Here is a 14,488-nt window from a genome sequence, read left to right as displayed (position 1 = left end):
TAACTAGTCCGTTTCTACTGGTCTGAAATTGGAAAAAACAACGCATCTACTGTCGTCGTTATGCGCCGCACAATAGGATCCAGCTCCTGCCCAAGCGATCTAATCCCATCAGCCGTATCGCCCATCCCCAAGTGGGCAGCCATAAACGCTACACCGCCATGAAAAATCTGATCTCGCAAGTTATCTGGCATCTCTCCGTTCTGCTCACGTGCACGTTCCAAATGACTGAGTAATAAAGAACGCGCGTGTTGAAGAGCCTGCTCGTAATCACGATTGTTCATTTCGATCATGGCAATTAATCCCTTCGCACGCATGTAGAAGTGCACAACATCCTTTGCCAGCTCGGAAGGTAAGAGATTGAGTGCCTGAGGTGCCGAATCAAAAATGGGAAATGGTGATGCACCGATCGGGAAAACCGTTAGGTAGGGTGTCTCAGGCGCCTGTTGCGATAGTTCATCGGCGTATTCATATTTGAACAACGCCCATGCCGTCGCTATCTCAGTCCGCAAGAGCATCAACGTCGTAATCATTTTTTCTTTATCGGCAGCTTGCTCCTTTTTCAAAGCCAGCTCGTGGGCTTTGGTCGCCCCCTTCAGTGTGAAGGCGCCACCAATCAAGGCGCCTACGAGGCCGCTGACCAGACTGAGATAAGCATCAGGGCTCCCAAAACTCATAGCTTTCTAGCTCCATTATTTGATGTGGATAGGGTCGATTGCAGAAGCTCGGCCTCGGCCGCGTTCAATCGTTGACCACACGTCGAGTCGCGCTGAAACAAGGAGTCCGGCGTAAACGCTTTATAAAACAGGACAGCAACATTGTGCATCAATAGATCACCTCACTACGTCAGGCATACCGCTCTCGCCTAAGAATTCGGTGACCTCTCTAATCTCGATTAAAAGCTCAATCCCGTTTACCGCCCAAAACTGCGCTCACCATCTCCACCAATAGCGCACCCTTCATGCAACCACTCCACATCTTCAAACCCGGCGGCATGTACGCCATGTCCTTGGTCCAGCCGATCAGGTTGTAGTGTTTCAACACGGAATCCGCCAGCCCCGGAATGATCAGGTGCGTGCCCATCAGCTCCGGGCAATCGATACACCCCTTCCCCGCCATCCGCTCGCCTGGCTGCGACATTTGCCTTTCGATGAGCTTGAAGCGTTCCTCGGTCTCCAGCGCCAGCGGCAGCAAAGCCCTGCCGGCTTCGGTGAGGAAATGACCATGGGTGGTCTTCGAGAACACACGGTACTGAGCGAGGCCTCCAGCGCAGCGATCTTGCGCGACACCGTCGATGCCGAGACTTTCAGTGAATCCCGCCTCGGTCACGTTGTTCGATTTGGCGACGAAGATAAAAACCTTAAAATCATCCCAGTTCACGTTCTGACATCCCTGAAAATGGAAAATCGATCCTGACCCATGATGGCATGCCCCGACAAACGCCACAGACTAAAAAGCCCGGCTATTAACCGGGCTTTTTCACGTTTCAAGCACCCCCGCCAAGCGGCGAGGCAGTGTGCTTACTGAACGTTGTTCAGCTTGATCACATCACCCGAAACCTTGGTGGTGTAACCGGTCAGGACGTAGGCCCAGAACCAGTTTTCCTGCACTTGGGTGTTGATCATGGCATCGCCGCCCTTGGCCTTGATCGCCGCTTCTTGAGCGCGGACAAAACGGTTGTTCTGCTTGATCGGGATGCAGCCAAGCACCAGCATGCCAGTGGCGGTCGCTTCGCTGTGACCCAGGACAGTGTATTGGCTGCTGTCATAGTGCTGGGTCTTCATCGCGGTGCCGGTGCAACCTGCCAAAACCAGACCGAACAATACGACGGCGACCACTTTACTGAGGTAATTCACGGTGTAACTCCATTAGAAAAAGCCGGGATCCGTCTCCCGAGCGGCGCACACTCTAACGGACGTAGTGGCAAATTGGTATCGCCAATACACTATCTCTTTCAGGTGACGGCCTGGACCACACCCCGCTCCTCCAGCAAACGCACAAACATGGTCAGGCTTTGCGACACCGTACCGCGACGCCACACCAGCCAGGTGCGCAAATAACGGAAGTTTTCCGACAGCGGCCAGATGCTCACCGTGGTGCAGCCGGGCATGCTGTCGAGCATGCTGCGCGGCATCAGCGCCAGCCCTGCCCCGGCGCTGACGCAAGCGAGCATGCCGTGATAGGACTCCATCTCGAAAATCTTGCCGGGCACCGCGGCGTCCTTGGTGAACCAGCTTTCAAAGTGGTGACGGTAGGAACAATTGGAACGGAACGCATAGATGTTTTCACCGTTGACGTCGCGCGCGCGGTGGATTGGCGCATGGTTGAGCGGTGCGATCACTACCATCTCTTCCTCGAACGCCGGCACGCCTTCCAGCGCCGGGTGCAGCACCGGGCCATCGACGAATGCGGCGGCCAATCGACCCGAGAGCACGCCGTCGATCATGGTCCCGGAAGGTCCGGTGGACAGGTCCAGTTCGACCTTGGCGTGCTTCTGGTTGTAGGCGGCCAGCAACTCGGGAATTCGCACCGCCGCCGTACTTTCCAGCGAACCCAAGGGGAACGACCCTTGCGGTTCTTCACCGGCCACCGTGGCCCGGGCTTCCTGGACCAGGTCGAGGATGCGCCGCGCATAGTCGAGAAAACTCCACCCGGCGGGCGATAGGCGCAGGCGGCTTTTCTCGCGGATAAACAGGTCGACGCCCAGATCCAGTTCCAGTTGCTTGATCCGCGTGGTCAGGTTCGACGGCACCCGGTGGATGTGCTGGGCGGCCGCGCTAATGCTGCCGTGCTCGGCGACAGCTTTGAAAATTTCGAGCTGGACCAGATCCAAGTCATTCTCCAAACGTGAACGATACGCTCAGTATTATTCAGTTTCCAGAAAACTACCACCGCCGTAACCTGAGCGCATTCCCACCCAGCAGGACGGTGCCATGACCCAGATTTCCAGTACCACCCATGCGATTTCGATCAACCCCGCCACGGGCGAGCAGATCGGTCACTACCCTTTCGAATCCACCGAGGCACTGGACGCCGCCCTCACCCGTGCCGCCGCCGGGTTTGCAGTCTGGCGTCGCACGCCGGTCGAACAACGTGCGCAATCGCTGATCGCCCTGGCTCAAGCCTTACGCGACGATGCGCAAAACCTGGCGCACATGATCACCCTGGAAATGGGCAAGCCCATCACCCAGGCCCGTGGCGAAATCGAGAAGTGTGCGCAACTCTGCGAGTGGTACGCCGAACACGGCCCGGCCATGCTCAGCGCCGAGCCGACGCTGGTAGAAGGTGGCAAGGCGCGCATTGAATACCGTCCGCTGGGGCCGATTCTTGCCGTGATGCCGTGGAACTTCCCGATCTGGCAAGTACTGCGTGGCGCCGTTCCAGCGCTGATCGCCGGCAACACCTACGTGCTGAAACACGCGCCCAACGTAATGGGCAGCGCTTACCTGCTGCGCAACGCTTTCCAACGCGCCGGTTTTACCGACGGCGTGTTTGAAGTGATCAACGTCACGCCAGACGGGGTTTCCACGGCAATCAAAGATCCACGCATCGCCGCCGTCACCCTCACCGGCAGCGTGCGCGCCGGCATGGCCATCGGCGCCCAGGCCGGTGCCGCCCTGAAGAAATGCGTGCTGGAACTAGGCGGTTCCGATCCATTCATTGTGCTCAACGATGCCGACCTCGACGACGCCGTCAAAGCCGCCGTGATTGGCCGTTACCAGAACACCGGGCAAGTCTGCGCGGCGGCCAAGCGCCTGATCGTCGAACAAGGGGTTGTCGAAGAATTCACCCGCAAGTTTGTCGAAGCGACGCGCCAACTGGTGGTCGGCGATCCGCAGTCCAGCGCCACTTACATCGGTCCCATGGCCCGCTTTGATCTGCGCGATGAACTGGACCAGCAAGTCCGCGACACCCTGGAAGAAGGCGCGACTTTGCTGCTGGGCGGCCAGAAGGCTGAAGGCCCCGGCAACTTCTATCAGCCGACCGTATTCAGTAACGTCACCGACCAGATGACCTCGTTCAAACAGGAACTGTTTGGCCCGGTCGCCTCGATCATTACCGCCCGGGATGCCGCCCATGCCTTGGCGCTGGCCAATGACAGTGAGTTCGGCCTGGCGTCGACGATCTACACGCGCAATCTCGAACTGGCCAAGCAAATGGCCGACGAACTGGAAACCGGCGGTGTGTTCATCAACGGCTACTGCGCCAGCGACCCCCGCGTTACCTTTGGTGGTGTGAAGAAAAGCGGCTTTGGCCGTGAGCTGTCGCACTTCGGCGTGCGGGAGTTTTGCAACGCGCAGACGGTGTGGCTGGATCGTCGCTGAGTCCACTGCATCAACAAGCCCGGGAGTGTTTGCTCCCGGGCTTTTTTCGTTCTACTGCGCAGAAAAAAATCGGCATTGTTCTCAATATCTGATTGATGGCCAGCGGCCATCAATCGATAATCTCGCCCCCGAAACTCACGCAAGGAAATGCCGTGAAAAAATCCCTACTGCTCGTCCCGTTGTTCGCCCTGTTGTTGCAAGGTTGTGGCGTCACCATGACCCGCTATGAACCGAACTATGAGAACGCCCAGCAGCTCAAGCAAACGCCACCGCTGCACTCGATCAGCAATGCCGAGGTCAAGGCAGATGCGGGTCAAGGCTCGCTGACTGTTCGAGCCAATCCGATCAGCTCGCCGAGTGGCAGCATCCCTTTGCATATCCAGGACGCCATCAACGAAGAGTTGCGCCGGGCGGGTTTGCTGGATCCGCAAGCACAGCGGCACCTGAATGTATTGCTGGTGAAGAATGAGCTGACCGCGGGCATGGGCACCGGTACCGGTCAGCTCGCCGCGCGCTTTACCCTGCTCAAGGGCAATGACGTGGTGTACGACGCCACCAAGGACGTGAGCAGCCAGTGGGACAGCAGTTTTTTCGGCGCCATTGCGATTCCCCGGGCCGCCTATGCCTACAATCCGATGGTGCGTGATTTGCTGAAGACGTTGTACAGCGATCCGCAATTCATCCAGGCCCTGAAGTAAGGGCAAAAAAAGAGCCGCGATTGCGGCTCTTTTTACATCAGGCCCGAGGCACGCCGGCATCCAGCGCCGAGTACTTCAAGCTTTTGCTGTCGACCATTTGCTTGAGCAACGCATTGACCTGGCGGCTGAAGGTATCGGTCACCGCCTCTTTCGGCGTATTGCTCATCAAAGGCACAAACCAGATGCCCAACCAAGTGTTGACCGAGTCATGGTTGGTCCCGCTGGTGACGGCCTGCCCCTGAGGGTCAAGCGTCTCGAGGCTCATGGAATACTGATCAGTCGCCAGCGCCGGGATGATGGTCATGGTCAACCCGCTGATAAAGGCCATGGCCATCTGGCCACCACCCGGTGGATGGTTGTAAACCTTGAGGCGCAGGCTGTAATCACCTGGCTGCTTCTGGAACTCATCAAGGGTCACCCGGCCAAACAGCCCGGAATCACTCAGGACTTTTTGCAGCTGCGGCTTGAGCATGTCGCGAGCCTGGGGAATTTCAACCGCTGTAGGGCTTTTCAGTGTGCCCTGGTAGAAGTCGAAATCGACGTAGACATTTGGCTTGTTCGAATAACTGGACATGGACGGCAGGTTCACCGGGGCCACTTCGTCCTGGGTAAAGCTTGCGCAACCGCTCAGCCCGAGCGCCAGGGCCAGCCCCAGAATTTTTCCGATTTGCATGACAACTTCCTTTATTGATGGCATAGCGCCTCCATCGCGGAGAACTGCGGCGGATTCTAGAGAGTGGCAAGTGATCGTAAAAGGCCATTACCGAAAAAATCTGTTCGAAAACACAAATCCGACTACTGACAGACCCCGCCAAGCTGATTGGCCATCGGATTAAGCTGACGAGTCACCGAGTCCAGGTCGAACAAACCATTGCCCGGTAATCCGCCCGCCCCAGTGTTCGCCGTCTTGCTCCTGCTGCAAGGTAAACCCCACGTCTTCATACAGTTTGCGCGCCGCATCCAGGCCCTTGAACGTCCACAGCCGTGTTGCCGCAAACCCCCATTCGTCACAGAACTTGATGGCTTCGGCCAGCAAGCGCTTGCCGGCGCCTTTGCCGCGCGCGCTGTCGTCCAGGATGAAACAACGCAGCACCGCGCCCCCCTCTTCGCCTTCGCCATCGATGGCAATCGAACCGACGATGCGCTCGCCGTCCAGCGCCACCCACACCTCATTGCGCGGGTTGTGCAGGCGCCCCATCAGTTCGGCCATGTCGGAGGCGACCAGGCTTTCGAATGGCTGACCGAAGTTCGCGACTCTGGCGTAGTAGCAGGCATGCATTTCGACGATGCGGCCGATGATGCCGGGACGGTAGCCCCGAGCGATCTGCAACGACGCTTTGGGCGGTTCGGTGCCCAGGCGTTGAGATTGCAGGGCCACCGCGTAGTGGCCCAGGCCTTCACTCACCGCCTGTTGTTGCGCCGGGCTCAAGTGCGTCATGGCGGCGCCGACCCGTTGGTTGGCAAAGACATCCACCGCGCGCAAGGTCTGCCGGCCCTGTTCCGTGAGTTGCAGTTTTTTCGAGCGTGCGTCCTGCTCGTTCGGCACTTCTTCGATTTCGCCGGCCTCGATGAGCTTGCGCACCATGCGGCTGACGCTGGATTTTTCCAGGCCGAGCAACGCCACCAGTTCCACCGCCGTCAGCGATTCGCGGTTGCCCAGTTCCACGATGGTGTGCACGGAGGACGGCGGATAATCGGTCGCCGCCAGCGTTGCCTGCATAAAACCCAACTCTCGCACCATCAGGCGCGACGCCGAGCGAACGTGGTGGATCAGGTTGGAATCAGTCACGGCGCGCACCTCCTGGGAAACGGTGATTTAGTTGTATCGCACAACAAAATAACCGTCAATCGAGGCGAACTGTGTGATGACCGTCCGTAACCCTGCCCGAGGCCGCACTCCGGCTTAACTATCCTTAACCACACGTAATCCGGAGCCGGGATCTTGATAGGGAGCAGCCACTTCAACCGAGAATCCAATCATGAAAATGCTAATGACGGTCGAGTTCCCACACGAACCCTTCAACACGCTGGTGCGTGCCGGCAAAGTCGGTGAAATCATCGGGCGCGTGCTGGAAAGCCTGAAACCCGAGACGGTCTACTTCACTGAGCAGGACGGCATGCGCGGCGGGATTTTGCTGATCGATGTGCAGAACGCGTCCGAGATCCCGCGTTTTTCCGAACCGTTTTTTCTCAACTTCCAGGCCAACTGCAAATTCCGCATCGCCATGAGCCCTCAGGATCTGCAAAACGCCGGGCTGGATGCGCTCGGCAAAACCTGGGGCTGATCAGGCCCGGCGCCCACGACTCGCCAACGCGATGACGAGCGCAGCGCCGATCAAAGCGGCGGCTACCGAAAATGTAATGCACATACCGCTAGCGACGGCTTCGGGGGCGGCCGTCGTCAGGTCGGTCGCCGCCGACGCGAAGGCAAACACGGCGCCGATCACCGAGGCACCGGTGATCAGCCCGAGATTGCGCGACAGGCTGAGCAAACCGGACATCACGCCACGCTGCTCCGCCGGTACGTCCTGCATCACCACTGTGTTGTTGGCAGCCTGGAACAGTTGATAACCGGGCGTCAGGATGACGATGGCCGCCACATAACCCGCCAGGCCAAATAACGCGGGGAGCACGGACAGCGCAATCGAACCCGTCGCCATTGCGATCAGCCCGATGATGACCATGACCGGCGCGCCAAACCGGTCAACCACCCGCCCCGCCGGAATGCCGCTCAATGCGGAGATGATCGGGCCGATCGACATCACCACACCGACCACGGCCAGATTGAGTCCGAGCCCGCGTGAAAGGTAGAACGGCCCGACCACCAGCGTCGCCATCATCACCGTCGAGACGAATACGTTGGTGGCGAGGCTGCCGCTCAGCGATGCATCGCGGAACATCGCCACACGGATCAACGGCGAATCCACCGTCGACTCGACGAACACGAAGAGGCCGACGCCCACAAAAGCCACGAACAACAGCGCCACATTGAGCACACCAAAACTGCCCCGGCCAAGGGTCATAGCGAGAGCGTAGGCCGCGAGTGTCAGCGCGAGTACCAGCGTGCCCACAGGGTCGAAACCGCCACGCTTCTGCCCTCGACGATCGGCGGGCAGGTACAGCCAGGCGAGCGAAAACGTCAGAATCCCCAGCGGCACGTTGACCAGGAACATTGCCTGCCAGCCGAGTCCGGCAATCAACACACCGCCAAGGGATGGACCGAGCGCGGTGCCCATCGCCGACATCGTCCCCAGCAAACCCATGGCGCTACCGGTCCGGGCCTTCGGCACCACCTCACCGATAAACGCCATGGTCAGCGCCATCATGATCGCCGCGCCAAGGCCCTGTACGGCGCGGGCGCCGATCAACAACCAAAGCGAGGGCGCCAGGCCGCACAAGGCTGAGGCCAGGGTGAACAGCGCGATGCCCGTCAGCAGCAAGCGTCGCCGGCCAATGAGGTCGCCGAGCCGGCCGACACTGACGATCAAGGTGGTAATGGCGAGCAGGTAGGCGAGGACGATCCACTGCACCTGCTGAAACGATGCGCCGAACACCTGTGCCAACGCCGGCAAGCCAACATTGGCGATGCTGGTGCCCAGCGATGACAGCAACATCGACAACGACAGGCTGGCGAGCACCCAGCGCACCGAAGGTGTCCGTTGCTCGCTGACAGCGAGGGTCTGATCGGGGTGAGTCATGAAGGTGAGCTCCTTGGCTGGCTGTCCACAGCGTATGACTCTGGGTGACAAGGCGGAAGACGCACCGTTTGCACATTACTTGTGCACCAGACGCCATATCCCGTGCTAACGTCGCCGCATGTCGATGCCCGATCTCAACTTGCTTATCACCCTGGACGTTCTGCTCGCAGAAGGCAGCGTCACGCGCGCCGCCAAGCGACTGCGGCTGAGCCCCTCGGCGATGAGCCGGGCCCTGGCGCGGTTGCGTGAAACCACTGGCGATCCGCTGCTGGTCCGGGCCGGGCGCGGCCTCGTGCCGACGCCCCGCGCGCTCGAATTGCGCGAACGGGTCAGTCAACTGGTGCAGGACGCCGAAGCGGTGCTGCGTCCCGTCGAGCAGCTGAATCTGCAGCAACTGGTGCGCACCTTCACCGTGCGCACCAGTGACGGTTTTGTCGAAACCTTCGGCCCGGCCCTGCTCGCGCGCATCAGCGAAGAAGCGCCGGGCGTGCGGCTGCTGTTCGTGCAGAAACCGAACAAGGACAGCACGCCATTGCGCGATGGCACCGTGGACATGGAAACCGGCGTGGTCGGAACGTCGATGGCGCCGGAGCTGCGAGCGCAGGCGTTGTTCCGCGACCGTTTCATCGGCGTGGTGCGCCTGGAGCATCCGTTGAGCCACGGCGACATCACCCCTGCCCGTTATGCCGCAGGCCGTCACATCGGCGTGTCGCGACGAGGCCCGGAGAAAGGCCCGACGGCGATTGATGATGCCTTGGGTGTGCTCGGGTTGGAGCGGGAGATCGTCACCGTCGTTGGCGGTTTCTCCACCGCCCTGGCGCTGGTTCGGTCGTGCGACCTGATCGCCAGTGTGCCGGAACGCCATACCGCCAGTTTGCGTACCGGCCTGCACAGTTTTGCCCTTCCCGTGTCCATCGCGCCGATCACCGTATCCCTGCTCTGGCACCCACGGCTCGACGCCGACCCGGCGCATCGCTGGTTGCGCGGGTGTATTCGGGATGTGTGTGCCGAGCCACTTTTCTAAAGCGACACCTACCCCGTCTTTACAAGATCTTTATCCCCCCGCCCCCAATCCTGATAACAACTTACCAGCCATCCCTCTAGGCTTTTCCTCAATGCAGGAGGAAACGCCATGGACTTCATTTTTGTGGTACTCGGTGCGCTGCTTTTCGTCAGCCTGATCGGCCTGGCCCGTGGCTGTGCGGCACTTAACAGGAGGCGGTCATGACCGGTTTCTATCTGTTCGGCGGCATCATCGCGGCCGGGTTGCTGGTGTACCTGGTCGCCGCGCTGCTGTTTCCGGAGGACTTCCTATGACCACCCAAGCCTGGCTCCTGCTCGGGGCCTTTTTGCTGGCGCTGGGGCTGTTGGCCTGGCCCCTCGGACGCTGGCTGACCACGGTGATGGAGGGCCGATTTGCTTTCGGTGCGCGCCTTGAATCGCCGCTGTATCGCCTGGCCGGGGTCACGCCCGAAGCGCAGATGAGTTGGCTGCAATACGCCCTCGCCCTGATCCTGTTCAACGCGCTGGGATTGCTGCTGGTCTACGCGCTGCAACGCTTGCAAGGCGTGCTGCCATTCAACCCGCAAGGCTTCGGCGCCGTGACGCCGGACTCCTCGTTCAACACCGCCGCCAGTTTCGTCACCAACACTGACTGGCAAGGTTATGGCGGTGAATCGACGATGAGCTACCTGACACAAATGCTCGCGCTGACTGTGCAGAATTTCCTCTCGGCGGCTACCGGCATCGTCGTGGCGGTGGCGCTGATTCGCGGCTTCGCCCGCCACAGCGCCAGCAGCATCGGCAATGCCTGGGCCGACCTGACTCGCATCACCTTGTGGGTGCTGCTGCCGCTGTCGCTGATCTTCGCGCTGTTCCTGGTCAGCCAGGGCGCCATCCAGAATCTTGACCCCTACAAGGAAGTCACGACGATGGAAGTCATGCAGTACCAGGCACCGGTATTGAACGACGCCGGCCAACCGAAGCTCGATGCCCAAGGCAGCCCCGTTACCGTGGCCGCCAACACCGACAAGCAGACCATCGCCATGGGCCCGGTCGCCTCGCAAGAAGCGATCAAGATGCTCGGCACCAATGGCGGCGGATTCTTCAATGCCAACTCGGCGCACCCTTACGAAAACCCCACCGCCCTGACCAATTTCTTGCAACTGATCGCGATCTTCCTGATCCCGACCGCGCTGTGCTTCGTCTTCGGCCACGTCGTCGGTGACATCCGCCAAGGCTGGGCGCTGCTGGCGACGATGACCATCATCTTCGTCATTGCGGTGGTCGCGGTCACTCACTACGAACAACTGGGCAATCCACAGTTTTCCTCGCTGGGCATCGACACGGCGGCGGGCAACATGGAGGGCAAGGAACTGCGCTTCGGCATCAGCGCCTCCAGCCTGTTCGCCGCCGTGACCACCGCCGCTTCCTGCGGTGCGGTCAACGCCATGCATGACTCGTTTACCCCACTGGGCGGCGCGGTGCCGCTGATATTGATGCAACTGGGCGAAGTGGTGTTCGGCGGCACCGGCTCGGGGCTGTACGGCATGTTGGTGTTCGCGATTCTTGCGGTGTTTATCGCCGGGTTGATGATCGGCCGCACCCCCGAATACCTGGGCAAGAAGATCGAAGCCTACGAGATGAAAATGGTCGCCATCGCGATTCTGGTGACGCCATTGCTGGTGCTGTTCGGCACCGCCATCGCGGTCATGGCCGAGGCCGGCCGGCTGGGGATCGCCAACCCGGGTGCCCACGGGTTTTCGGAAATCCTCTACGCCCTCTCCTCGGCCGCTAACAACAACGGCAGCGCCTTCGCCGGGTTGTCGGCCAACACGCCGTTCTACAACACGATGCTGGCGATCGTCGCCTGGTTCGGCCGCTTCGGCGTGATCGTGCCGGTGCTCGCCATCGCTGGCAGCCTGGCGGCGAAGAAACGCCTGGCGGTCACCGGCGGCACCATGCCCACCCACGGGATGCTGTTCGTGGCGCTGCTGATCGGCACGGTGTTGCTGGTCGGTTTGCTGAACTACGTGCCGGCGCTGGCGCTCGGGCCGGTCGTCGAACACCTCAACCTGATCAAGTGAGACCACGACCATGACCCGCCAAGCGTTCTCCTTGTTCGACCCCAAACTCATCACCCCAGCCATGCTCGAGTCGGTTCGTAAACTCAGCCCCAGAATCCAGTGGCGCAACCCGGTGATGTTCGTCGTCTACATCGGCGCAATCATCACCAGTGCCTTGTGGGTCCAGGCCTTGCGTGGACAGGGCGAGGCCAGCAGCGGATTCATCCTGGCGATTGCCTTGTGGCTGTGGTTCACCGTGCTGTTCGCCAACTTTGCCGAAGCCCTGGCCGAGGGTCGCAGCAAGGCCCAGGCCGCTTCGTTGCGCGACCTGAAAAAGGAAACATGGGCCAAAAAACTTCGCGAGCCGCACTACGGCGCCGAGTGGCAATTGGCGCAATCGAGCGGCTTGTGCAAAGGCGATGTGGTGGTGGTCGAGGCCGGCGATCTCGGCGACTCGATCATCCCCGCCGACGGCGAAGTGATCGAAGGCGCGGCCTCGGTGGATGAGTCGGCGATCACCGGCGAATCGGCGCCGGTGATTCGCGAATGTGGCGGCGACTTTTCGGCCGTGACCGGCGGCACCCGCGTGCTCTCGGACTGGATCGTGGTGCGCGTCACCACCAACCCCGGCGAAACCTTCGTCGACCGCATGATCGCCATGGTCGAGAACGCCAAACGGCAAAAAACCCCGAATGAAATCGCCCTCTCCATCCTCTTGGTGGCGCTGACTATCGTGTTCCTCGGCGTGACCGTGACGCTGCTGCCCTTCTCGCTGTTCGGAGTCGCGGTGGCCCAGGCTGGGACGCCGGTTTCCATTACCGTGCTGATTTCGCTGTTGGTGTGCCTGATCCCCACCACCATTGCTGGTTTGCTGTCGGCGGTCGGCGTGGCGGGCATGAGCCGCATGATGGAAGCCAATGTCATCGCCACCTCCGGCCGTGCGGTGGAGGCTGCCGGTGATGTGGACGTTCTGCTGCTCGACAAGACCGGCACCATCACCCTCGGCAATCGTCATGCCTCGGCGTTTTTACCGGCGCCGGGGATCAAGGAAGCGGAACTGGTGGACGTGGCGCAACTCGCCTCCCTGGCCGATGAAACCCCTGAAGGCCGCAGCATCGTGGTGCTGGCCAAACAACGTTTCAACCTGCGCGAACGCGATATCGGCGCACTTGACGCTCACTTCGTGCACTTCTCGGCCCAGACCCGCATGAGCGGCGTCGACATGGGCGCGCGTCAACTGCGCAAGGGCGCCGGTGAAGCGATCCTGCGCCATGTGCAAAGTCTCGGCGGCCACTTCCCCGACGCGGTGCAAACCATCGTCGAAGACGTGGCACGCCGGGGCAGTACGCCGCTGGTGGTGGCCGATGGCGCCAAGGTGTTGGGCGTGATCGAGCTCAAGGACATCGTCAAGGGCGGGATCAAGGAGCGTTTTGTCGAACTGCGGCGCATGGGGATCAAGACCGTGATGGTCACCGGCGACAACCGCGTCACTGCTGCGGCCATCGCCGCCGAGGCCGGGGTCGATGACTTTCTGGCGGAGGCCACGCCGGAGCAAAAACTCGAGCTGATCCGCCGCTACCAGGCCGAAGGTCGCTTGGTGGCGATGACCGGCGACGGTACCAACGACGCCCCGGCGCTGGCCCAGGCCGATGTCGCGGTGGCAATGAACTCAGGGACCCAAGCGGCGAAGGAAGCCGGGAACATGGTCGATCTGGACAGCAACCCGACGAAACTGATCGAGGTGGTGGAAACCGGTAAACAAATGCTGATGACCCGGGGCTCGCTGACCACGTTCTCGATTGCCAACGACGTGGCCAAGTATTTCGCCATCGTGCCAGCGGCGTTTGTCACCACTTATCCTTCGCTCGCGGCGCTGAACATCATGGGCCTGACCAGTCCGAATTCGGCGGTGCTGTCGGCGGTGATTTTTAATGCGCTGATCATCATTTTCCTGATTCCCCTGGCACTTAAAGGCGTCAAATACCGCCCGGTCGGCGCCGCCCTGTTGCTGCGGCGCAACCTGTTGATCTACGGGCTGGGCGGGGTTGTCGTTCCATTCATCGGCATCAAAATCATCGACATGGCCCTGGCCGCTGTCGGTCTGGTTTGAGGGAGCACTGTCATGACCACTCTGTTGCGTCCGGCGTTGACCCTGTTGATTGTCTTTTCCCTGCTCACCGGTTTGGCTTATCCCTTGGTGACTACCGGCATTGCGCGGCTGGTGTTTCCGCATCAGGCCGCTGGCAGCCTGATCGAACGCGACGGCAAAACCGTGGGTTCGCTGTTGATCGGTCAGGGCTTCAGCGATCCGAAATACTTCTGGAGCCGCCCGTCTGCCACCAGCCCCATGCCCTATAACGCGCAAGCCTCCAGCGGTTCGAATCTTGGCCCGTCGAACCCGGCGTTGGCGGAGGCTATCAAGGGGCGGATCGCGGCGTTGCAAGCGGCCGATCCCGGCAACACCGCCACGGTGCCCGCCGACCTGGTCTACAGTTCCGCCAGTGGTCTTGATCCGCAGATCAGCCTCGCGGCCGCGTTGTATCAGGCCGGGCGCGTGGCGCGGGTGCGCAATCTGCCGGTCGAGAAGGTCCGGCAGCTTATCGGCGAGTATGCTCAAGGCACGCTGCTCGGGTTCCTCGGCGAACCCCGAGTCAACGTGCTGGCCCTGAACCTGGCGCTCGACGCCGCCCGCTGAGCGGCAACTC

Annotated in this window: 14 protein-coding genes and 1 pseudogene; 8 read left to right on the top strand and 7 right to left on the bottom strand. The window is 60.8% G+C overall.

Features of this window, described 5'->3' with window-relative positions; genetic code table 11:
- Nucleotides 1-14 precede the first annotated feature (14 nt).
- The 4 genes and pseudogenes from HKK53_RS00395 to ptrR all read right to left on the bottom strand — a co-directional run bounded on the left by HKK53_RS00395 (nt 15) and on the right by ptrR (nt 2,830).
- The gene (locus HKK53_RS00395) at nt 15-674 is read right to left on the bottom strand and encodes a hypothetical protein (protein ID WP_169368803.1); all 660 of its coding nucleotides are present in this window, start codon (nt 672-674) and stop codon (nt 15-17) included.
- 370 nt (nt 675-1,044) lie between these two features.
- Nucleotides 1,045-1,377: pseudogene (locus HKK53_RS00390) on the bottom strand (LysR family transcriptional regulator); the annotation flags it as partial.
- Nucleotides 1,378-1,517: 140 nt separating this feature from the next.
- The gene (locus HKK53_RS00385) at nt 1,518-1,853 is read right to left on the bottom strand and encodes a hypothetical protein (protein ID WP_133839841.1); all 336 of its coding nucleotides are present in this window, start codon (nt 1,851-1,853) and stop codon (nt 1,518-1,520) included.
- A gap of 98 nt (nt 1,854-1,951) precedes the next feature.
- A complete protein-coding gene (gene ptrR / locus HKK53_RS00380) occupies nt 1,952-2,830 on the bottom strand; it encodes a putrescine utilization regulator PtrR (RefSeq protein ID WP_169368802.1) in 879 nt (292 codons plus the stop codon).
- 100 nt (nt 2,831-2,930) lie between these two features.
- Between ptrR and HKK53_RS00375 the strand changes: the two genes are divergently transcribed.
- Together HKK53_RS00375 and HKK53_RS00370 are read left to right on the top strand one after the other, a co-directional pair.
- Nucleotides 2,931-4,322, top strand: a complete 1,392-nt coding sequence (locus HKK53_RS00375; protein ID WP_169368801.1) for an aldehyde dehydrogenase family protein — start codon at nt 2,931-2,933, stop codon at nt 4,320-4,322.
- Nucleotides 4,323-4,474: 152 nt separating this feature from the next.
- Nucleotides 4,475-5,020 (top strand): hypothetical protein, encoded by a 546-nt coding sequence (locus HKK53_RS00370; RefSeq protein WP_169368800.1) that lies wholly within the window; start codon nt 4,475-4,477, stop codon nt 5,018-5,020.
- A 37-nt stretch (nt 5,021-5,057) separates the two neighbouring features.
- Here the strand turns inward: HKK53_RS00370 and HKK53_RS00365 are convergent, their stop codons facing one another.
- Complete coding sequence (locus HKK53_RS00365; RefSeq protein WP_169368799.1) at nt 5,058-5,693, bottom strand: hypothetical protein; 636 nt, start codon at nt 5,691-5,693, stop codon at nt 5,058-5,060.
- A 159-nt stretch (nt 5,694-5,852) separates the two neighbouring features.
- On the bottom strand, nt 5,853-6,761 hold the full coding sequence (locus tag HKK53_RS00360) for a bifunctional helix-turn-helix transcriptional regulator/GNAT family N-acetyltransferase (RefSeq protein ID WP_169374138.1): 909 nt from the start codon (nt 6,759-6,761) through the stop codon (nt 5,853-5,855).
- 238 nt (nt 6,762-6,999) lie between these two features.
- Between HKK53_RS00360 and HKK53_RS00355 the strand changes: the two genes are divergently transcribed.
- Entirely contained in the window at nt 7,000-7,305 is a 306-nt protein-coding gene (locus HKK53_RS00355; RefSeq protein WP_169368798.1) for a panthothenate synthetase, read from the top strand.
- Here the strand turns inward: HKK53_RS00355 and HKK53_RS00350 are convergent, their stop codons facing one another.
- Complete coding sequence (locus HKK53_RS00350) at nt 7,306-8,718, bottom strand: MFS transporter (protein WP_169368797.1); 1,413 nt, start codon at nt 8,716-8,718, stop codon at nt 7,306-7,308.
- 118 nt (nt 8,719-8,836) lie between these two features.
- Between HKK53_RS00350 and HKK53_RS00345 the strand changes: the two genes are divergently transcribed.
- The 5 genes from HKK53_RS00345 (at nt 8,837) to kdpC (ending at nt 14,478) form a co-directional block, all read left to right on the top strand.
- Nucleotides 8,837-9,742 carry a LysR family transcriptional regulator gene (locus HKK53_RS00345; protein WP_169368796.1) on the top strand — a complete coding sequence of 302 codons (906 nt, stop codon included), beginning with the start codon at nt 8,837-8,839 and terminating at the stop codon, nt 9,740-9,742.
- Between the two features lie 200 nt (nt 9,743-9,942).
- Nucleotides 9,943-10,035, top strand: a complete 93-nt coding sequence (gene kdpF / locus HKK53_RS00340) for a K(+)-transporting ATPase subunit F (RefSeq protein ID WP_103316005.1) — start codon at nt 9,943-9,945, stop codon at nt 10,033-10,035.
- A complete protein-coding gene (kdpA, locus tag HKK53_RS00335) occupies nt 10,032-11,804 on the top strand; it encodes a potassium-transporting ATPase subunit KdpA (protein WP_169368795.1) in 1,773 nt (590 codons plus the stop codon). The genes kdpF and kdpA overlap by 4 nt, the downstream gene beginning before the upstream one ends.
- A 10-nt stretch (nt 11,805-11,814) precedes the next feature.
- Entirely contained in the window at nt 11,815-13,893 is a 2,079-nt protein-coding gene (kdpB, locus tag HKK53_RS00330; RefSeq protein ID WP_169368794.1) for a potassium-transporting ATPase subunit KdpB, read from the top strand.
- 12 nt (nt 13,894-13,905) lie between these two features.
- On the top strand, nt 13,906-14,478 hold the full coding sequence (kdpC, locus tag HKK53_RS00325; protein ID WP_169368793.1) for a potassium-transporting ATPase subunit KdpC: 573 nt from the start codon (nt 13,906-13,908) through the stop codon (nt 14,476-14,478).
- Nucleotides 14,479-14,488: the final 10 nt, after the last annotated feature.

Source organism: Pseudomonas sp. ADAK7 (assembly GCF_012935675.1).
In the GTDB taxonomy this organism is placed as follows: Bacteria; Pseudomonadota; Gammaproteobacteria; order Pseudomonadales; family Pseudomonadaceae; genus Aquipseudomonas.
This window is presented reverse-complemented; position numbering and strand designations above follow the sequence as displayed.

Excerpts from the sequence above, each read along its gene's own strand:
- HKK53_RS00395 (WP_169368803.1), bottom strand. The coding sequence starts at position 674 with ATGAGTTTTGGGAGCCCTGATGCTTATCTCAGTCTGGTCAGCGGCCTC.
- HKK53_RS00375 (WP_169368801.1), top strand. The coding sequence starts at position 2,931 with ATGACCCAGATTTCCAGTACCACCCATGCGATTTCGATCAACCCCGCC.
- HKK53_RS00365 (WP_169368799.1), bottom strand. The coding sequence starts at position 5,693 with ATGCAAATCGGAAAAATTCTGGGGCTGGCCCTGGCGCTCGGGCTGAGC.
- HKK53_RS00360 (WP_169374138.1), bottom strand. The coding sequence starts at position 6,761 with ATGGTGCGAGAGTTGGGTTTTATGCAGGCAACGCTGGCGGCGACCGAT.
- HKK53_RS00355 (WP_169368798.1), top strand. The coding sequence starts at position 7,000 with ATGAAAATGCTAATGACGGTCGAGTTCCCACACGAACCCTTCAACACG.
- HKK53_RS00350 (WP_169368797.1), bottom strand. The coding sequence starts at position 8,718 with ATGACTCACCCCGATCAGACCCTCGCTGTCAGCGAGCAACGGACACCT.
- HKK53_RS00345 (WP_169368796.1), top strand. The coding sequence starts at position 8,837 with ATGTCGATGCCCGATCTCAACTTGCTTATCACCCTGGACGTTCTGCTC.
- kdpF (WP_103316005.1), top strand. The coding sequence starts at position 9,943 with ATGACCGGTTTCTATCTGTTCGGCGGCATCATCGCGGCCGGGTTGCTG.
- kdpA (WP_169368795.1), top strand. The coding sequence starts at position 10,032 with ATGACCACCCAAGCCTGGCTCCTGCTCGGGGCCTTTTTGCTGGCGCTG.
- kdpB (WP_169368794.1), top strand. The coding sequence starts at position 11,815 with ATGACCCGCCAAGCGTTCTCCTTGTTCGACCCCAAACTCATCACCCCA.
- kdpC (WP_169368793.1), top strand. The coding sequence starts at position 13,906 with ATGACCACTCTGTTGCGTCCGGCGTTGACCCTGTTGATTGTCTTTTCC.